Genomic DNA, 17,673 nt, shown 5'->3' with positions numbered 1-17,673 from the left:
AGACCGCGAAGCGGTCGTCTCGAAGGACGAGGCGCGCGCTCAGCCCGCCTGTTGCCGAGACCGCACAGCTTGCGGCTTTCGCATCTCCCCTCGGTTGCCAACGAACCGCGGTTCACCCACTATCCCCTCCTGTTCGATATGTGGGGGGATCGATGCCGGCGCTTCGCTTCAAGACATCCTTGGCTGCTGCAACCCTCGGGATGGCCCTCGCCGTGCTGGTCCAGCCGAGTGCCGGCTTCGCCTACACCCAGGAGGAGCAACAGGCCTGCACGCCGGATGCGATGCGGCTGTGCGGCGAGTTCGTGCCGAACGTCGATGCCATCACCGCCTGCATGATCAAGAAGAAGGCGCAGCTCTCGCCGCAATGCCGGGTGTTCTTCCGCCCCGGACCCGAGCCGGACGAGATGCGCGCCGGCAAGCCGACCAACATCGCGCCCAAAACCGCGAAGAAGAGCACCAAGCCGGCGACCAAGAAGAAAAAGACCAGCGACGGCTAGGCGCGGGGCAATCGCGATCCTTTTTCGAAGCTTGGTAAGGTAACGGACTCCTTTTGTTCGCGCGGGCTGGTGCGAGGCTTGCGACGATCATGCGCAGGCACGATGGAAAAGAGTCGGATGCGGATTTGCGCGGCGAAGTTGCATCCGGCTTGATCGCGAACGAATGCTCAAAATGCGCACACAAACCAGCGCGCGGAGCGTTTCATTGCAGCTCGTGTCGCGCCCCGCACACCGCAGTGTGACTCAAAAGCCAGCACGCCTTGTTATTTCGTGACCGCAGCGCAACTCTCGACAAATTTATCTTTCACGAATCAGCGTGGTGATTCATTTTCGCGGCCTGGGGTCAATCTGGAGGCCGAAGGTATGAACGTCATTGTTTTTGCATCGCGTAAAGGCGGCTCGGGCAAGAGTACCCTCGCCGCACATCTTGCCGCACAGATCAAGGCGAGCAAGCAGGTCATGCTCGTGGACGCGGATCCGCAGGGCTCGCTGACGCTGTGGCACAAGCTGCGCGGCACCAACGAACCGCCGATCAAGGCGGCCGTGAACTCCGTCAGCGGCATCGTCTCCGCTGCCAAGCGCGACGGTTATGAATGGGTGTTGATCGACACGCCGCCGAACCTGTCGGCCGTCGTCGACGACGCGATCAAGAACGCCACCATGGTGGTGATTCCCGCCCGTCCCGGCGTATTCGACGTCAACGCGGTGCAGGAGACCATCCAGATGTGCCGCGCCGCGCGCAAGCCCTACGCGGTCGTGCTCAACGGTGCGCCGGCCAAGCGCGACGAAGCCGAAAGCCCGATCGTCACCATCGCCCGCGAAGCCCTGGCGAAATTCCGTGCGCCAGTGTGGGGCGGCCAGATCACCAACCGTTCGGATTTGCTGATGGCGCTGAGCCATGGCGAGGGCGCGCGGGAGTATCAGGCCGAGAGCCGTGCGGCTCAGGAAATCGCAAGGCTGTGGGCGGCGATCGAGCGTTCAGTGAAGGCCATTCGCGGCACGGCGTCGGCATCCGGCGCAATGCACAAGCAAGCAGCATAATTTTTTATTGATCATTCCCCGGACGAAAAACGCGCGGGAACGTCCGCGCGTTTTGCGTTTTCGGAATCTGCTGAAGCGGCTAGGCCACCATCAGCATGTAGAACACGATGACCGGCGACAGGGTCAGGATCACCGACCAGATGCCGACGGCCCAGAGAACGTCCTCGGTGGTAAAGCTCTGCTCGGTGGACAGCTGCTCCTGTCCGGCGCCGAAATACGACGCCATTTCATTCTGACTATTCACAAAACGCCCCCGCGATTTCTTCGCTTATGGGCGTGAACGATAGCTGTGATGCTTTAAAATTCCGGCTTGCGACGCCACTCGCATTTTGAACGCATTTGTGACGGCCGTTTAACCATCCGCGCGGGGTGCCGCCGTTAGGCGAGCCAGATCCGATACAGCAGCACCGGCATCAGGCCGAGCATCACCGCCCAGAACCCGAACGACGATACGACGAGAATTCCCTGCAAAAGATCGGCCGGCGCAAATTGTCGGGCGGCCGTCGGTCGGGTGCGATGCCCCATGGTCATTCCCCCTCTGAGAAGCTCCTGGAGAGAAACGATAGGGACGGATGCGTAAACGAGACGTGGATGCGTCATGCGGCGGGTGCGAAGGCTGTTGGGGTGACGTTAACCACGAGCGCGCGCTCTTACCCTCCCCTGCCCTACAGGGGAGGGTAAAGAACTACGCCGCGGCCTGCGTCCGTCGCGCGATCTCGCGATCGATGGTGGCGGCGAGTTCGCTGCTGACTTCCACCATCGGCAGGCGCACTTCGGGGCTGTCGATCAGGCCGCATCGCCACAGCCAGTACTTTGCCGGCGCCGGGCTCGGCTCGGTGAACAACAGGCGCGTCAGATCGGCGACCTCATGCCAGCGCGCCAGTGCCGCATCGTGGTTGCCGCGCTTCATCTCGGCATACACGGCCGCAAAGGTCGCGGTCTCGACATGGGCCGACAGCACGATGCCGCCATCGGCGCCGTCGGCGAGCGCCTCGAAGTAATTCGCGTCCTCGCCGGTGAGCACGCGAAATTCCTTCGGGCGGTCGCGCAAGAGCGCGATCGATTGCTCGCGACTTGCACCGCAATCCTTCAGGCCCACGATGTTCCTGTGCTCGGCGAGCCGCAGCATGGTCTGGTTGGTGATGTTCACCGAGGTGCGATAGGGAATGTTGTAGAGCGCGAGCGGCCAGGCGGCGTGATCGGCGAGCGCCTCGAAATGCGCCAAGAGGCCGCGCTGCGAGGGCCGCACATAATAGGGGCTCGCGATCAGATAACCGTCGATCGGCCAGTCCGCGGTCTCGTCGAGACGTTCCTGCAGCCGCGCGGTGTCGGCGCCCGACAATCCAAGGCAGATCGGCAAGGTGCGGCGGCCGGCGGCCATCTCGTCGCGCACGATCGCGACCAGACGTTCGAGCTCGGCCTCGCGCAGCGTCATGCCTTCGCCGGAGGTCGCTCCCAGGATGAAGCCGTCGATGCCTTGCGCGCTGTAGTGCCGCGTCAGCCGCCGCAGCGACCTCTCGTCGAGGGCGCCGTTCTGAAACGGCGTCACCAGCGGCAGCCACAGCCCGTGCAATTGTTCCTGTAGATCAGTCATGTTTCCAGCTCCTTCTCGGAAAAAAAACCTGAGACGGAGGGCACATGAAAAAACCCCGTCCAGGCGGCGGGGTTTTCGAAGATTTGCAGCGATGACCAAGCTTAGCTAGTGCGCGCAAAAATCCGAGGCCCCGGGATGGGGGCCTTTTTTCGAGGCGATGGCCTCGAACGAGATTGCGCACGACTTCGTGATCATTTGCAAATGATGCGGGGTATGCGTGGAACTGTCAATACACGCGGAAGGCGAAGGCCGATTTCAACGAAAAAAAGCCGGGCCCAAAGAGCCCGGCTTAAGGTATTGGCCACGTGAGGCCGACACAATCACCTTCCAAGAGGGATTACTGAACTCCCGCGCCACTGGAGGAGGGGGACAAATGCGCAACGCGAAGGCTCAGCCTACAAACAGTATGGGCTTGACGAGCGGCCTGCAGCAACAGCCGAGGCCGCATGTCAGTCATGCGGAAATCAGGACGGCCAGCGCTGCGCCTTGCTGACGACGAAGTCGCGGAACACCTGCACGCGCGCGACCGTCTTCAGCTCCTCGGGATAGACGAAATAAGTATCGAGCTGGATCGAGTCGGACTCGCCGAACAGCTGCACGAGTTTGCTCTGTTCCTCGACGAGGTAGTCGGGCAGGGCAGCGATGCCGAGGCCCTGCTGACAGGCGCGCACGAGACCGAGGATGTTGTTCACTCTGAAATAGGCTTCGCGCGGACCGGAGCCGTTGCGCCCGGCTTCGACCAGCCAGTTGCGGTTCTGCAGGTGCGGCGCGAAGCTGCCGTCGGCAAGCGTGATGATGCGGTGGGAGTCGAGCTCCTCCAGCGTGCGCGGCGTGCCGAAGCGCTTGATGTATTCCGGCGAGCAATAAGCGTGGAAGCCCATCGCGAACAGCTTGCGCTGGATGAGATCCGGCTGCGTCGGCTTGCGGGTGCGGATCGCAACGTCGGCCTCGCGCATGGAGAGGTCGAGCTCCTCGTCGGTGACGATCAAGGAGATCCGGATCTCCGGATAAAGCGCGGTGAACTCCCCGAGCCGCGGGATCAGCCAGTTGATGCCGACGCCGGGCGTGGTGGTGATCTTGAGGTCGCCGCTCGGCCGCTCGCGGCTGTCGGTAAGCTTGGCGCGCGCCGCCTGCAGCTGCATGAACACGTCATGCGCGGTGCGGAACAGGAGGTCACCCTGCTCGGTGAGGATCAGGCCGCGGGCGTGGCGGTGGAACAGCGAGACCGAAAGCTCCTGCTCCAGCGCCGAGACCTGGCGCGAGACCGCCGATTGCGACAGGCCGAGCTGCTCGCCCGCATGCGTGAAGCTGCCCGCTTCCGCCGCTGCGTGAAACACCTTCAGCTTGTCCCAGTCCATATCGGTAAATCCGTCGCGTGTTCGAGGCATGATCGTTATTCCGCTGCCGCGCGCTCGCTGGCGCGCAGGGCCAAGAAACGTTCGGCCTCGAGCGCTGCCATGCAGCCGAGGCCTGCGGCCGTGACGGCCTGGCGATAGGTCTCGTCGGCGACGTCGCCGGCGGCGAACAGGCCGGGCATCGAGGTGGCGGTCGAGTTCGGGGCGACCTCGACATAGCCCGACGGTTTTAGCTTGATCTGGTCTTTCACGAGCTCGGTCGCCGGTGCGTGGCCGATGGCGATGAAGACGCCGTCGGTCTTCACGTCCCTCAGCGCGCCGGTCTTGACGTTCTTCAGGCGCACATGGGTGACCTTGTTCGGGTTCTCGGTGCCGCAGATCTCGTCCACGGCGCAGTCCCAGATCACCTTGATCTTCGGATGCTTGAACAGACGCTCCTGCAGGATGCGCTCGGCGCGGAAATGATCGCGGCGATGCACGATGGTGACCTGCGAAGCATGGTTGGTGAGGTACAGCGCTTCCTCGACTGCGGTATTGCCGCCGCCGATCACGACGACGTCCTTGTTGCGGTAGAAGAAGCCGTCGCAGGTGGCGCAGGCCGACACGCCGCCGCCCTGGAACTTGGTTTCGGAGGGCAGCCCGAGCCAGCGCGCCTGCGCGCCGGTGGCGAGAATGACGGCGTCGGCGAGATAGACGTCGCCGGAGTCGCAGATGAGGCGAAACGGCCGCTGCGCGGCCTCCAGCTTGGTGACCAGGTCGGTGACGATCTTCGTGCCGACATGGACCGCCTGCTTCTCCATCTGCTCCATCAGCCAGGGGCCCTGGATCACGTCGGCGAAGCCCGGATAGTTCTCGACGTCGGTGGTGATGGTGAGCTGGCCGCCGGGCTGGATGCCCTGGATCAGGATCGGCTCGAGCATCGCCCGCGCGGCGTAGATCGCCGCCGTGTAACCGGCGGGGCCGGAGCCGATAATGACGACCTTTGCATGAACAGGAGCGGACATTTCGATGGACGCCTTTCACGGGGGATTTGCAGCGCGGGCGCGGAACATGCCGGGAGGCGTCGCGGTGGCGCTGAAATATCAGAGCTAATCTAAGCGTTCTGGTGAGCTATGCAAGAATTGCATTCCCTCTCGGCGGATTTTTCCAACAAGGAACAAAAGTCGATTGCGGTGCACGCGCAATAAAATTGCGCTGGCCATGCAGACTGGGTTATGAGGATTGCGACAAGCCCCACCATTACCGCCGTAAAGGCCAGGAGTTCCAATCACGTGTCGCGGAACCTAGACGAGATCGACCTGAAAATTCTCACTGAGATTCAGGCCGACGGTCGAATCACGAATGTCGAGCTGGCCAAGCGCGTCGGCATCTCGCCGCCGCCCTGCCTGCGCCGCGTCCGGGCGCTGGAGGAGGAGGGCTATATCCACGGCTACCGCGGTCTGTTGGATGCCCGCAAGCTCGGCTTCGACGTGACCGTGTTCGCCGCCGTGCACCTGTCCAGCCAGGCCGAGGCGGATTTGCGTGCTTTCGAGGAATTCGTCCGCGCCGAGCCGCTGGTGCGGGAATGCTGGATGCTGTCCGGCGAGGTCGATTTCATCCTCAAATGCGTCGCCCCCGACATGGCAACCTTCCAGGATTTCGTCACGCACCTCACCGCCGCGCCCCACGTCCGCAACGTGCGGACGTCATTGGTCCTGCATAATTCGAAGTACGAGGCGGCGGTGCCGCTGGACGTGAAGGGGAGACGGTAGGTCTCCACTCTCGTGCCCTGGACGCAGCGCAGCGCTTCTTGGCGGTGCGCTGCAGAGCCGGGGCCCATCTTACCGGGCCTTCCCGTGTTGCTTTCTGGGTCCCGGCTCTGCGCAGCAACGCTATGCGTTGCAGCGCGTCCGGGACACGTGAGTAGCGGACGCTGCTGCCGCACACTCCGTCATTGCGAGCGCAGCGAAGCAATCCAGAATGCCTCCGTGGAAAGATTCTGGATTGCTTGTCGCTTTGCTTCTCGCAATGACGAGGGGGAGAGTGCGTGCTCCACCTCGCGGGCAACATGCCAAACAAAAAGGCCGCGCATCGCGCGGCCTTTTCGAAACGTCAGTGAAGCGGCAAGTTCTTACCGCCACTCTACCTTGGTGATCTCGTACGCCTTGGCGCCGCCGGGGGCGTTGACTTCGACGGTCGACCCCTTCTTCTTGCCGATCAGCGCGCGCGCCAGCGGCGAGGTGATGGAGATACGGCCCTTCTTGGCGTCGGCCTCGACCTCGCCGACGATCTGCCACACCGTCTTCTTCTCGGTGTCCTCGTCGACCAGGGTCACCGTGGCGCCAAACTTGATGGTGTCACCGGAGAGCTTCGAGATGTCGATGATGTCGGCGCGCGCGAGCTTGTCCTCGAGCTCGGCGATGCGGCCTTCATTGTGGGACTGCTCTTCCTTCGCGGCATGATATTCCGCGTTCTCCGACAGGTCTCCGTGCGAGCGCGCCTCCGCGATATGCTCGATGATCCGCGGACGATCTTCCGACTGGCGCTTCTTCAATTCTTCCCCGAGCGCGACAAAGCCGGCCTGGGTCATCGGAACCTTTTCCATCTCTTCTCTCGTCCTTCAGCTGCGCGCCCCGCAAAGACCGGGGCGCGGCAACCTTGATTCGTCGGTATTCCCGGGGCTGAATATGAGCCCATCGGGACGTTATGTGGGTCTGGCGCCGGAACAGAACAACCACATGGCCGGACAGTTCCTCCGGCCATTGCGGGTTCATTGCCAATCACTTAGCGGCGGTTTTGCCGCCGCTAGCGATCAGGTTTCCGAAAAGTAGCTCTGCAGGGTACGAACCTCAAGGTCCCCGCCCAGATAGGCGCGGATGCCCTGCGCGGCCGCCACGGCCCCGGAAAGAGTGGTGTAATACGGCACTTTATGCAAGAGGGCCGCGCGCCGCAGCGAACGGCTGTCGGCCAGCGCCTGCGGGCCTTCTGTGGTGTTGAAGACGAGCTGGACGTCGCCATTGGTGATGGCGTCGACGATGTGCGGCCGTCCTTCCAGCACCTTGTTCACCTTCTCGGTCGGGATGCCCTGGTCGGTCAGGAAGCGCTGGGTGCCGGAGGTCGCCAGCACCTTGAAGCCGAGCGAATGCAGTTCGCGCACGGCTTCCGCGATACGCGTCTTGTCGCTCTCACGCACCGAGACGAACACCGTGCCCTTGCGCGGTACTCGCGTGCCGCCGCCGAGCTGGCTCTTGGCGAAGGCGACCTCGAAGTTGCGGTCGATGCCCATGACCTCGCCGGTCGAGCGCATCTCGGGGCCGAGCACCGTGTCGACGCCGGGGAAGCGCGCGAAGGGGAAGACCGATTCCTTGACGCCGACGTGCTTGAGCTTCGCCTTCTTCAGCTTGAAATCGGCGAGCTTCTCGCCCGCCATGATGCGCGCGGCGATCTTGGCGACCGGCGTGCCGACCACCTTGGCGACGAAGGGCACGGTGCGGGAGGCGCGCGGATTGACCTCGAGCACGTAGATCTCGCCGTCCTTGATGGCGTATTGCACGTTCATCAGGCCGACCACGTCGAGGCCGAGCGCGAGCTCACGGGTCTGACGCTCCAGCTCCTCGATCATCTTCGCGTCGAGCGAGTGCGGCGGCAGCGAGCAGGCGCTGTCGCCGGAATGGATGCCGGCTTCCTCGATGTGCTCCATGATGCCGACGATGAAGGTGTCCTTGCCGTCGCAGAGGCAATCGACGTCGATCTCGGTGGCATCAGACAGATAGCGGTCGAACAGCAGCGGGTTCTTGCCGAGCACGGTGTTGATCTGCCCGGTCTTGTCATTCGGATAGCGCGCCTTGACGTCCGCCGGCACCAGCTCCGGCAACGTGCCGAGCAGATAGTCGTTGAGCTGGTTCTCCTCGCGGATGATCTGCATCGCGCGGCCGCCGAGCACGTAAGACGGGCGCACCACCAGCGGCAGGCCGAGATCTGCGGAGACGAGCCGTGCCTGCTCGACCGAATAGGCGATGCCGTTCTTCGGCTGCTTGAGGCGAAGCTTGTCGAGCACGCGCTTGAAGCGGTCACGGTCCTCCGCAAGGTCGATGGCATCGGGCGAGGTGCCGAGGATCGGCACTTCGGCGGCTTCCAGCGCGCGTGCCAGCTTCAGCGGCGTCTGGCCGCCGAACTGCACGATCACGCCGTGCAGCGTGCCGTTGCTGCGCTCCTTGGCGATGATCTCCAGCACGTCCTCGGCGGTGAGCGGCTCGAAATAGAGCCGGTCGGCAGTGTCGTAGTCGGTCGACACCGTCTCCGGATTGCAGTTGACCATGATGGATTCGTAGCCGGCATCATGGAGCGCGAAGCAGGCGTGACAGCAGCAATAGTCGAACTCGATGCCCTGGCCGATACGGTTGGGCCCGCCGCCGAGAATGATGACCTTCTTCTTGTCGGACGGGGCGCTCTCGTCCGCCGGCGCGCCCGCAAACAGCGCCTCATAGGTCGAATACATGTAGGCGGTGGGCGAAGCGAATTCGGCCGCGCAGGTGTCGATGCGCTTGTAGACGGGGCGAACGCCGAGCGCATGGCGCTTCGCGGTGACCTTGGCCTCCGTCGTCTCGGCGAGCACTGCAAGCCGCGCGTCGGAGAAGCCCATGGCCTTGAGCGAGCGCATCCCGAAGGCATTGTTCGGCAAGCCATTCTTCCGGACCTTTTCCTCCATGTCGACGATGCCGCGCATCTCGCCGAGGAACCACGGGTCGATCTTGCAGGAGTTGAAGATGTCCTCGTTCGACCAGCCGAGCCGCATGGCCTGGGCGACCTGAAGAATGCGGTTCGGCGTCGGCGTGCCGAGCGCGGCACGGATCGCGTTCTTGTCGTCGTCGCGGCCGAGACCCTCGATCTCGATCTCGTCGAGGCCGGTGAGGCCGGTCTCGAGCCCGCGCAGGGCCTTTTGCAGGCTTTCCTGGAAGGTGCGGCCGATCGCCATGACTTCGCCGACCGATTTCATCGACGTGGTCAGCGTGGTGGAGGCGCCGGGGAATTTCTCGAAGGCGAAGCGCGGCACCTTGGTGACGACGTAGTCGATGGTCGGCTCGAACGAGGCGGGCGTGGCGCCGCCGGTGATGTCGTTGGCGATCTCGTCCAGGGTGTAGCCGACCGCGAGCTTGGCGGCGACCTTGGCGATCGGAAAGCCGGTGGCCTTGGACGCCAGCGCGGAGGAGCGCGACACGCGCGGATTCATCTCGATGACGACCATACGGCCGTCGTCCGGATTGACGCCGAACTGCACGTTGGAGCCGCCGGTCTCGACGCCGATCTCGCGCAGCACCGCCAGCGAGGCGTCGCGCATGATCTGGTATTCCTTGTCGGTCAGCGTCAGCGCCGGCGCCACCGTGATGGAATCGCCGGTGTGCACGCCCATCGGATCGAGGTTCTCGATCGAGCAGACGATGATGCAATTGTCCTTCTTGTCGCGCACCACCTCCATCTCGTACTCTTTCCAGCCGAGCACGGATTCTTCGATCAGCACTTCGTTGGTGGGAGACGCATCGAGGCCGCGCTCGATGATGTCGAGGAACTCTTCCTTGTTGTAGGCGATGCCGCCGCCGGTGCCGCCCATCGTGAAGGAGGGGCGGATGATCGCGGGCAGGCCAATCTCGGACAGCGCCATCATCGCCTGCCCCAGCGCGTATTCCTGATAGCGCTTGCGGCGATCGCTCTCGCCCAGCGTCCACTGCCGCTCGAGTTCTGCGAGCGCTGCACCGGACGCCTTCTCACGCTCCGCCTGGTACTTGTCGCGGAAAGACTTCTTTAGGTCGGAGGCGTTGGCGAGCCGCGACTTCGGCGTCTCGAGCCCGATCTTGGTCATGGCCTCCCGGAACAGCTGGCGGTCCTCCGCCTTGTCGATGGCGTCGGCGGTTGCGCCGATCATCTCGACGTGGAACTTGTCCAGCGTGCCCTGGCGGCGCAGCGACAGCGCGCAATTCAGCGCGGTCTGTCCGCCCATCGTCGGCAGCAGCGCGAAGCCGCCGGGAATGACGTGACGTTCCTTCTCGATGATCTTGGCGACGATCTCGGGCGTGATCGGCTCGATATAGGTCGCATCGGCCAATTCCGGGTCGGTCATGATGGTGGCCGGGTTGGAATTGACGAGGACGATGCGGTAGCCCTCTTCCTTCAGCGTCTTCACCGCCTGGGTCCCCGAATAGTCGAACTCGCAGGCCTGGCCGATCACGATGGGACCGGCGCCGATGATCAGGATGGTGGTGATGTCTGTACGTTTGGGCATCAACTCTCGCCGAAGTGGAATTTGGGCAAAAAAAAGGGCGCGCTTGCTGCGCGTCCCTGTGGCCGAGAGCGCGGTGGTCTCCCTCGCGCGCGGGTGGGTCTTAGACCAGTTTTCGGGGCGGCGAAACCCCGAAAAACGCCCATCAACCGGCAATTTTGACCGGTTTTGGCCGGGCCTGCCAGCCACGGGCGAGATGCACCAGAAGCGAGGCCGCAACGCTCGATCCGCCGATCCAGCCGAGGTCGGTCGGCGACAAGGTCGCCAGCACCGCGCCCCCGAGCGCTCCGCCGATGGCGAAGCCGAGATACATGGCGGAGGCATTGAGCGAGAGCGCGATCATCGAGGCCTGCGGCTCGATCCGGATGATGCTGGCGATCTGGGCTGGATAGAACGCCCAGCCCGAGATGCCCCAGAGGAAGATCGCGCCCAGCACGGCGTAGTGGGCCTGGCCGGGCATCAGCTTCAGGACCAGCGAATGCAGGATGAGGGCGCTCGCCATGCCGGCGAGCCCGAGCGCTGCGGTCGCGAGCGAGCCGAGCCGGTCGGCCAGGACGCCACCAAGCATGTTGCCGATCGCCGCCGCGCCGCCGAACACCAATAGCGCCAGGCTGATCTGCGAGGCGTCGAAGCCGAGATTGCGCAACGGAACCGCGAAATAGGTGAATACGGTGAAGCCGCCGAGCGCCCATAAGATCGTGATCAGAAGCGAGACCACGACATTGCCGTGGCGCGCCACCGCGAGCCGTTCGCTGAGCGAAGCCGTGTTGCGCGGCAGCCCGCGGGGCAGCCCGAGCAACAGGCCGGCCAACGCGATGGCGCCGATCAGCGCGACCATGGCAAAGGTCGCGCGCCAGCCGAGCCAGCTGCCGACGAGATTGCCGAGGGGAACGCCGATGACGGTCGCAACCGTAAGACCCGAGGTCACCAGCGCCACCGCCCGGCCCCGCCGTTCGGGCGATGCGACGGCGACCGATACGGAGAGGGCCGTCGGCATGCATAGACCCGAGCCCACGGCCATGAGCATCCGCGAAGCCAGCAGCAGGGCATAATTGGAAGCCACCATGGCCGCGATATTCCCGGCGATGAAGGTCGCCAGCGCCAGGGCGAGTGCGGTACGGCGGTCGAGGTTGTTCAGCGTCACCGCCAGGATCGGCGAGCCCACGGCGTAGGTGAGAGCGTAGGCGGTGACCAATTGCCCGGCAGCGGAAACAGAAATCTGCAAGTCCCCGGCGATGCCGGGCAAAAGTCCTGCGATAACAAAGCCTTCGGTGCCGATCGCAAAGGCCGCCAAGGCCAGCCAGAACACGCTCATTGGGGAAGTCTCTATGTTCAACATCTATTGAACTATCGTCCTTGCTGATCCAGGAGTCAATTTGTTCAAGAACTATTGAACATTGCGACAGTTTAGCTATGATTCGTCCATGAGCCGTACTCCGCTTCACCCGACCCGCGAGCAGATCGAGCTGCCGATGGTTCTGGATTGCCTGAGCGATCCGATCCGGCTTGCCATCGTCTATCAGCTCGCCCAGCAAGAACGTGTCAGCAGCGAGCTCTGCTGCGGCGACTTCAGCGGGCTCGGCGCCAAGTCGAACCTCGCCTACCACTTCGCCAAGCTGCGCGAATGCGGCCTGATGCAGACGCGCGTGGCAGGCACCAACCGCTTCATGCGATTGCGCCGCGAGGATCTGGATGCGCGCTTTCCGGGCCTGCTCGATGCCGTGATCAAATCAGCGGCCAGGGATGCCGGGCGGCTTCAGGTGCTGTCCGGGTGTGACGTGGTGAAGATGGATTGAAGGCAGATGTTGCCTCGGGGGGCAGTCGAAGCGTGCCCGTCGTCGCCCTTCGGGCTTCGCCGAGGCAGCCTTCGCTACGAAAGGGCTTGCCCAGCCGAACCCGCCGCCGCTCTGCGAGCTAAGCGCGGCAAGGCTGGCTTGCCTAGCCGAAGCTGCGTAAGCAGCGAAGGCTGGAGACCCGGCCTGGATTTGAACCAGGATGAAGAGCGTTGCACCGCCCTCGCGTAGACGCTTCCGCCACCGGGCCGCGGCGATCATGACCGATCGGAGTAGGACAAGCCACCTCGGCTAATCGTTATGCTTAACGAACCAGAGGCGGCCAGCCGATGAAGGTCATGCGCCAGCGATTGTGGCCGATATTGGTATGGGCACGCTGGACTGCGAAACCCGCCGCTTTCAGCTTGGCGGTGATCTCGTCCTCGCTATAGCGCTGCAGCCCGATGCGCGTGCGCAGATGACGGTAATCCGACAGCGCGGTGCTGATCAGTCCGATCAGCGCGTCCTTCAGGAAGCCGTGCCGGAGGCCGAAGCCGAGTAGCGCGATGACGTCCCTGAACATGCCGACATTGGGCTGGAGGATGTCGCCCAGCACCAGCTTGCCGGAGGGCTTCAGGATACGGCGGATGTTGAGGAGCGCGGCATCGAGCTCGTCCGGCGTCATGTATTGCGCGACCGAGTTCATCACCACGAGGTCGATGGATTGGTCCTGCATCTTGCGCACGTCGTCGAGCGAGCGGACGCGGATCTTCGTATTCGGGGCAAACCGCGAGATCAGCCGGCCGCGCACACCCGGCGCGGGCTCGGCCAGGATCAGCTGGCCGCAGGCCGATGCCACCTGGTTCGCCGACAGCGCCTCGCCGCAGGCATAGTCCAACACCGTCGCGTCGGGCGAGGAGATGTAGCCGATGATGTCCCGCGCGATGATCTGGAAGTGCAAGTCGCGATGCAGCCTGCTGACATAGATCGTATGCGTGGAGTCGTAATAGTCGATCCAATCGTCCATGGCGTTTCGAAGGTCCCATCGGTTCCTGGGGCAGGAACCGGCGCTGCCGCCTTGCGTTAGGGGTGCGACGGCGCGCCGTCAATGTCCGCGTCCTAACAGGAAGGTCCCCCGTGAGCAAAACCAACAAGGTCTCGCCCGATCTCGATACCCCCACCGATCTGTCGCCCGACGGGGTCAAGAAGGTCTCTGAGGCGCTCAACGTGCTTCTGGCCGACGCCTTCGCACTGTATTTGAAGACCAAGAATTTCCACTGGCACATCAGCGGGCGGCACTTCCGGGACTACCATCTGCTGCTCGACGAGCAGTCGGAGCAGATCTTCGCCACCACCGACCAGCTTGCCGAGCGCGTCCGCAAGATTGGCGGCACCACGCTGAAATCGATCGGCCAGGTCGCAAAGCTCCAGACCATCAAGGACAACAACGAGGACTACGTCCCGCCGCGCGAGATGCTGCGCGAGCTGATGCAGGACAACAAGCACGTCGCAGCCGCCATGCGCAAAGCGCACGATGTTTGTGACGACGCCGGCGATGTCGCCAGCGCCAGCATCCTGGAAGTTTTCATCGACGAGACCGAGCGCCGGACGTGGTTCCTGTTCGAAGCCACTCGGCAGGAAGGCGGCAACGAGGCGTAGGCCGGGCTCTTGTAGGGTGGGCAAAGCGAAGCGTGCCCACCAACTGGGAATGGTGGGCACGGCGCGCAAGGGCGCGCCTTTGCCCACCCAACGGCACCGCGCTTGCGGCTACCGCCACAGCCGCATCAGCGCGCCATGCTTCCCCGTCACGGGATCGGCCAGCGGCAGTGCGACTTGTGGAATCGTCTTCAGCGCCTTGGCGTGGTTCTCCGGCGTTGCGCGCGTGATCTCCATCTTCGCGCCTGGCGGATAGGCCCCGATCACGCAGAAATCATCGCTGGCCTTGATGCATTGATGCCCGGTGCCGGCGGGGAGGATTGCGACGTCGCCGGCCTTGATGTCCAGCTCCTGGCCGTGATCGCCGCCGAAGCGAACCCGTGCACTGCCGCGCGCGACGCCGAGCACCTCATGCACCGTCGCGTGATAATGCAGATAGTCGTAGACGCCGTTGCGCCACGTGCCGCCCCAGCCGTTCGCCTCGAACAGATTTTCGATGGTCGCTTCCGGCTGCTTCGGATCGAGCTTCACCGCGCCCTGGTAGACCAGGAAGGGGCGGATGTTGTTCGGCACGAGCCCGTCATCCTCGAACACGATGGCGAGCGGCTCGGCATTGTCGCGGACGACGGACATGATCGGACTCCTGCGCGAGGATACCAGGGATCAACGAGCGGCGTGAGACGGCGTTCCTCGTTCCACCGTCATTCCGGGGCGACGCGCAGCGTCGAGCCCGGAATCCATCGCGCTGCAGAGTCTGTTGCTTGATGGATTCCGGGCTCGCGCTACGCGCGCCCCGGAATGACGAAAAAGCCCGGGGGCGAGCCCGGGCTTTTGTCGTGAAGTATTCGTGGAGAATGCGCCTTACGCGCTCTTCTTCTGCCGCATCAGGTCGGCGAAGCGCTGGAACAGATAGTGCGAGTCGCGTGGACCCGGTGAGGCCTCGGGGTGATACTGCACCGAGAACACCGGCTTGCCGTCGAGCTGGATGCCGCAATTGGAGCCGTCGAACAGCGAGATGTGGGTCTGCGTCGCGCCCTTCGGCAACGTTGTCTCGTCCACCGCAAAGCCGTGGTTCATCGAGGTGATCTCGACCTTGCCGGTGGTCTCGTCCTTGACGGGATGGTTGGCGCCGTGATGGCCCTGATGCATCTTCTTCGTCCTGGCGCCGACGGCAAGGCCCAGCATCTGGTGGCCGAGACAGATGCCGAAGGTCGGCGTGCCCGACTTGATGACGTCCCGGATCACAGGCACGGCATATTTGCCGGTCGCGGCCGGATCGCCCGGACCGTTGGACAGGAACACGCCATCCGGCTTCATCGCCAGGATGTCTTCGGACGAGGTCGTCGCCGGCACCACCGTCACCTTGCAGCCGACGCCGGCGAGCAGGCGCAGGATGTTGCGCTTGATGCCGTAGTCGATGGCGACGACGTTAAACTCCGGCTTGTCCTGACGGCCAAAGCCCTTGTCCCAGGCCCAAGGCGTCTCGTCCCAGGTGAAGCGCTGGCCGCTCGTGACCATCGGCACGAGGTCCATGCCCTCGAGGCCCGGCCATTCGCGCGCCTCTTCCTTCAGGCCATGCAGGTCGAACTCGCCGGTCTTGGAATGCGCGATCACGGCGTTGGGCATGCCCTTGCTGCGGATCAGCGCGGTCAGCGCGCGGGTGTCGATGCCGGAGAGGCCGATGATGCCGCGCGCCTTGAGCCACTGGTCGAGATGCTTGGTGGCGCGGTAGTTCGAGGGATCGGTGATCGCGGTGCGCAGGATCACGCCGCGCGCGCCGGGCGTTGCCGCCATGTTCACCGTCTCGATGTCTTCGTCGTTGGTGCCGACATTGCCGATATGCGGGAAGGTGAAGGTGATGAGCTGGCCGGCATAGGAGGGATCGGTGAGGATCTCCTCATAGCCGGTCATCGCGGTGTTGAAGCAGACTTCGCCGACGGCGTGGCCTTCAGCGCCGAGACCAAAACCTTCGAGCACCGTGCCGTCGGCAAGCACGAGGAGCGCGGTCGGTTTGTGGTCCGGCCAAGCGGGATCGTTGTCATGTTGTGTCATGAGCGCGTTTCATAGTCCCCGCGAGCGCCGCCGTCAAAGCGGGAGAAGCCGGATTCACATGCGTTTTTGCATATTTGACAGGCCTCCTCGGCCCCTTAAGCTCGGCCGCATAATTTCCGGTAATTTGCGGGGCTTGCGAGGCAATAATGGACCAGACCACCCCGATTCTGCTGGTTCCGGGGCTGGCCTCCTCGGCCCGGATCTACGCCCCCGTCATCCCGCCGCTGTGGCGGTTCGGGCCCGTGATGGTTGCCAACCATATCCGCGATGACAACATGGCCGCGATCGCGCGGCGGGTGCTGAGCGAGGCGCCGCCGCGCTTCGCGCTCGCCGGCCATTCCATGGGCGGCTACATCGCGCTCGAGATCATGCGCCAGGCGGGCGAACGGGTTATAAAACTCGCGCTGATCAACACCCAGGCGCGGCCCGATACCCCCGAGGCAACCGCGCGTCGCCGCGGCCTGATGGAGCGTGCCAGGCGCGGCGAGCTCCGCGCCATCCGCGAGGAGAGCTTTCCGGAGCTGGTACATCCGTCGCGACGCGATGATGCCGAGATTCTCAAGCTTGTGCACGCGCAGGACGAGGATGTCGGCGTCGAGGGCTATCTGCGGCAACAGGCCGCGATCATCGCGCGGGTGGACTCACGACCGACGCTTTCCGCCATCAGCTGCCCGACATTGGTGCTGACGGGCGATACCGACAACACCATCCCGAATGCGCTCTCGAAAGAGATGGCCGAGGGCATCGCCGGCGCAAGGCTCGTGATCCTCGAGCGCTGCGGACACCTGCCGCAAGCCGAGCAGCCGGAAGCCACCGTGCGCGCGCTCACCGAATGGCTCGGAACCGAGGTTGTCTAGAGGTCACGAACGGCCTAGATCAGGCGTCATCTATTCGAAGGGATCACGGTCATGCTGCGCGACGACATCAACAATGCGGTCAAGGAGGCCATGAAGGCCAAGGACGAGCGCAAGCTGTCCACGCTGCGCATGGTCAATTCGACCATCAAGAACGCCGACATCGACGCCCGCGGCAACGGCAAGCCGCCGCTGTCGGACGCCGATCTGCTCGGTGTGCTCCAGAAGATGATCAAGCAACGCCAGGAGGCGGTCGAGCTCTACGACAAGGGCGGCCGCGCCGAGCTCGCAGCGCAGGAGCGCGAGGAGATCGCGGTGATCTCGGCGTATTTGCCGAAACAGATGGCCGACGACGAGGTGAATAAGGCGATCGCGGACGCGATCACCGAGACGGGCGCCGCCGGCATGAAGGACATGGGCAAGGTGATTGCCGTGTTGCGCGCGAAGTACGCGGGGCAAATGGACTTCGGCAAGGCCAGCGGCTTGGTGAAGGCGGCACTGTCGGGCTAGGTGTGGAGCCTCAAGAGGTTATCCTTGGTCAAACCGAGCCTGCTGATCGGCGTTTGAGAGTCTATACCACCGTGAGGTCGGTGCCAGTT

At 63.9% G+C, this 17,673-nt stretch carries 18 protein-coding genes and 1 tRNA gene; 7 read left to right on the top strand and 12 right to left on the bottom strand.

From position 1 onward, the window contains the following. The first annotated feature begins 152 nt into the window (after positions 1–152). Both XH84_RS16185 and XH84_RS16180 read left to right on the top strand, forming a co-directional pair. Positions 153–497, top strand: a complete 345-nt coding sequence (locus XH84_RS16185; RefSeq protein WP_128921486.1) for a hypothetical protein — start codon at positions 153–155, stop codon at positions 495–497. Between the two features lie 363 nt (positions 498–860). Then, positions 861–1,538, top strand: coding sequence for a ParA family protein (locus XH84_RS16180; RefSeq protein ID WP_025032179.1), 678 nt, complete (start codon positions 861–863; stop codon positions 1,536–1,538). A gap of 79 nt (positions 1,539–1,617) precedes the next feature. On the opposite strand, the gene XH84_RS16175 is transcribed toward XH84_RS16180, so the two are convergent. The 5 genes from XH84_RS16175 to trxB form a co-directional block, all read right to left on the bottom strand. Beyond that, on the bottom strand, positions 1,618–1,782 hold the full coding sequence (locus XH84_RS16175) for a hypothetical protein (protein ID WP_164937390.1): 165 nt from the start codon (positions 1,780–1,782) through the stop codon (positions 1,618–1,620). A gap of 134 nt (positions 1,783–1,916) precedes the next feature. Further along, positions 1,917–2,063, bottom strand: coding sequence for a hypothetical protein (locus XH84_RS39830; RefSeq protein ID WP_164936506.1), 147 nt, complete (start codon positions 2,061–2,063; stop codon positions 1,917–1,919). A 160-nt stretch (positions 2,064–2,223) separates the two neighbouring features. Next, a complete protein-coding gene (gene dapA, locus XH84_RS16170) occupies positions 2,224–3,132 on the bottom strand; it encodes a 4-hydroxy-tetrahydrodipicolinate synthase (RefSeq protein ID WP_128921485.1) in 909 nt (302 codons plus the stop codon). A gap of 464 nt (positions 3,133–3,596) precedes the next feature. Continuing rightward, positions 3,597–4,520 (bottom strand): LysR family transcriptional regulator, encoded by a 924-nt coding sequence (locus tag XH84_RS16165; RefSeq protein WP_164936505.1) that lies wholly within the window; start codon positions 4,518–4,520, stop codon positions 3,597–3,599. A gap of 5 nt (positions 4,521–4,525) precedes the next feature. Next, the gene (gene trxB / locus XH84_RS16160) at positions 4,526–5,491 is read right to left on the bottom strand and encodes a thioredoxin-disulfide reductase (protein WP_128921484.1); all 966 of its coding nucleotides are present in this window, start codon (positions 5,489–5,491) and stop codon (positions 4,526–4,528) included. A gap of 267 nt (positions 5,492–5,758) precedes the next feature. On the opposite strand from trxB, the gene XH84_RS16155 reads away from it, so the two are divergent. Further along, positions 5,759–6,238, top strand: a complete 480-nt coding sequence (locus XH84_RS16155) for an Lrp/AsnC family transcriptional regulator (RefSeq protein ID WP_027547667.1) — start codon at positions 5,759–5,761, stop codon at positions 6,236–6,238. 359 nt (positions 6,239–6,597) lie between these two features. Here the strand turns inward: XH84_RS16155 and greA are convergent, their stop codons facing one another. The 3 genes from greA to XH84_RS16140 form a co-directional block, all read right to left on the bottom strand. Then, the gene (gene greA, locus XH84_RS16150; protein ID WP_018643807.1) at positions 6,598–7,071 is read right to left on the bottom strand and encodes a transcription elongation factor GreA; all 474 of its coding nucleotides are present in this window, start codon (positions 7,069–7,071) and stop codon (positions 6,598–6,600) included. 207 nt (positions 7,072–7,278) lie between these two features. Beyond that, entirely contained in the window at positions 7,279–10,743 is a 3,465-nt protein-coding gene (carB, locus tag XH84_RS16145) for a carbamoyl-phosphate synthase large subunit (protein ID WP_128921482.1), read from the bottom strand. Between the two features lie 142 nt (positions 10,744–10,885). Further along, a complete protein-coding gene (locus XH84_RS16140; RefSeq protein ID WP_128921481.1) occupies positions 10,886–12,055 on the bottom strand; it encodes an MFS transporter in 1,170 nt (389 codons plus the stop codon). A gap of 109 nt (positions 12,056–12,164) precedes the next feature. Between XH84_RS16140 and XH84_RS16135 the strand changes: the two genes are divergently transcribed. Beyond that, positions 12,165–12,536, top strand: a complete 372-nt coding sequence (locus XH84_RS16135) for an ArsR/SmtB family transcription factor (RefSeq protein ID WP_128921480.1) — start codon at positions 12,165–12,167, stop codon at positions 12,534–12,536. A 171-nt stretch (positions 12,537–12,707) separates the two neighbouring features. On the opposite strand, the gene XH84_RS39825 is transcribed toward XH84_RS16135, so the two are convergent. Both XH84_RS39825 and XH84_RS16130 read right to left on the bottom strand, forming a co-directional pair. Next, positions 12,708–12,783: transfer RNA gene (locus tag XH84_RS39825), tRNA-OTHER, on the bottom strand. A gap of 54 nt (positions 12,784–12,837) precedes the next feature. After that, a complete protein-coding gene (locus tag XH84_RS16130; protein WP_128921479.1) occupies positions 12,838–13,539 on the bottom strand; it encodes a class I SAM-dependent methyltransferase in 702 nt (233 codons plus the stop codon). Positions 13,540–13,649: 110 nt separating this feature from the next. Here XH84_RS16130 and XH84_RS16125 point away from each other — a divergent pair, with 110 nt between their 5' ends. Then, entirely contained in the window at positions 13,650–14,171 is a 522-nt protein-coding gene (locus XH84_RS16125) for a Dps family protein (protein WP_128921478.1), read from the top strand. 108 nt (positions 14,172–14,279) lie between these two features. Here XH84_RS16125 and XH84_RS16120 read toward each other — a convergent pair whose 3' ends face one another. After that, positions 14,280–14,801: a cupin domain-containing protein gene (locus XH84_RS16120; protein WP_128921477.1), complete on the bottom strand. Its 522-nt coding sequence runs from the start codon at positions 14,799–14,801 to the stop codon at positions 14,280–14,282. Between the two features lie 228 nt (positions 14,802–15,029). Then, complete coding sequence (gene carA / locus XH84_RS16115; RefSeq protein WP_128921476.1) at positions 15,030–16,220, bottom strand: glutamine-hydrolyzing carbamoyl-phosphate synthase small subunit; 1,191 nt, start codon at positions 16,218–16,220, stop codon at positions 15,030–15,032. 146 nt (positions 16,221–16,366) lie between these two features. Here carA and XH84_RS16110 point away from each other — a divergent pair, with 146 nt between their 5' ends. Continuing rightward, positions 16,367–17,077, top strand: a complete 711-nt coding sequence (locus XH84_RS16110; protein ID WP_128921475.1) for an alpha/beta fold hydrolase — start codon at positions 16,367–16,369, stop codon at positions 17,075–17,077. Between the two features lie 51 nt (positions 17,078–17,128). Next, positions 17,129–17,584, top strand: coding sequence for a GatB/YqeY domain-containing protein (locus XH84_RS16105; RefSeq protein WP_128921474.1), 456 nt, complete (start codon positions 17,129–17,131; stop codon positions 17,582–17,584). Positions 17,585–17,673 lie beyond the last annotated feature (89 nt).

This window comes from Bradyrhizobium nanningense (assembly GCF_004114535.1).
Taxonomy (GTDB): domain Bacteria; phylum Pseudomonadota; class Alphaproteobacteria; order Rhizobiales; family Xanthobacteraceae; genus Bradyrhizobium; species Bradyrhizobium nanningense.
Note: the sequence above shows the minus strand (reverse complement) of the source record. Positions and strands in the feature narration are given on the sequence as shown.

Bases quoted from the DNA above. Each gene is read 5' to 3' on its own strand.
- XH84_RS16185 (WP_128921486.1), top strand. From the start codon at position 153: ATGCCGGCGCTTCGCTTCAAGACATCCTTGGCTGCTGCAACCCTCGGG.
- XH84_RS16180 (WP_025032179.1), top strand. From the start codon at position 861: ATGAACGTCATTGTTTTTGCATCGCGTAAAGGCGGCTCGGGCAAGAGT.
- XH84_RS39830 (WP_164936506.1), bottom strand. From the start codon at position 2,063: ATGGGGCATCGCACCCGACCGACGGCCGCCCGACAATTTGCGCCGGCC.
- dapA (WP_128921485.1), bottom strand. From the start codon at position 3,132: ATGACTGATCTACAGGAACAATTGCACGGGCTGTGGCTGCCGCTGGTG.
- XH84_RS16165 (WP_164936505.1), bottom strand. From the start codon at position 4,520: ATGCCTCGAACACGCGACGGATTTACCGATATGGACTGGGACAAGCTG.
- trxB (WP_128921484.1), bottom strand. From the start codon at position 5,491: ATGTCCGCTCCTGTTCATGCAAAGGTCGTCATTATCGGCTCCGGCCCC.
- greA (WP_018643807.1), bottom strand. From the start codon at position 7,071: ATGGAAAAGGTTCCGATGACCCAGGCCGGCTTTGTCGCGCTCGGGGAA.
- carB (WP_128921482.1), bottom strand. From the start codon at position 10,743: ATGCCCAAACGTACAGACATCACCACCATCCTGATCATCGGCGCCGGT.
- XH84_RS16140 (WP_128921481.1), bottom strand. From the start codon at position 12,055: ATGAGCGTGTTCTGGCTGGCCTTGGCGGCCTTTGCGATCGGCACCGAA.
- XH84_RS16135 (WP_128921480.1), top strand. From the start codon at position 12,165: ATGAGCCGTACTCCGCTTCACCCGACCCGCGAGCAGATCGAGCTGCCG.
- XH84_RS16130 (WP_128921479.1), bottom strand. From the start codon at position 13,539: ATGGACGATTGGATCGACTATTACGACTCCACGCATACGATCTATGTC.
- XH84_RS16120 (WP_128921477.1), bottom strand. From the start codon at position 14,801: ATGTCCGTCGTCCGCGACAATGCCGAGCCGCTCGCCATCGTGTTCGAG.
- carA (WP_128921476.1), bottom strand. From the start codon at position 16,220: ATGACACAACATGACAACGATCCCGCTTGGCCGGACCACAAACCGACC.
- XH84_RS16110 (WP_128921475.1), top strand. From the start codon at position 16,367: ATGGACCAGACCACCCCGATTCTGCTGGTTCCGGGGCTGGCCTCCTCG.
- XH84_RS16105 (WP_128921474.1), top strand. From the start codon at position 17,129: ATGCTGCGCGACGACATCAACAATGCGGTCAAGGAGGCCATGAAGGCC.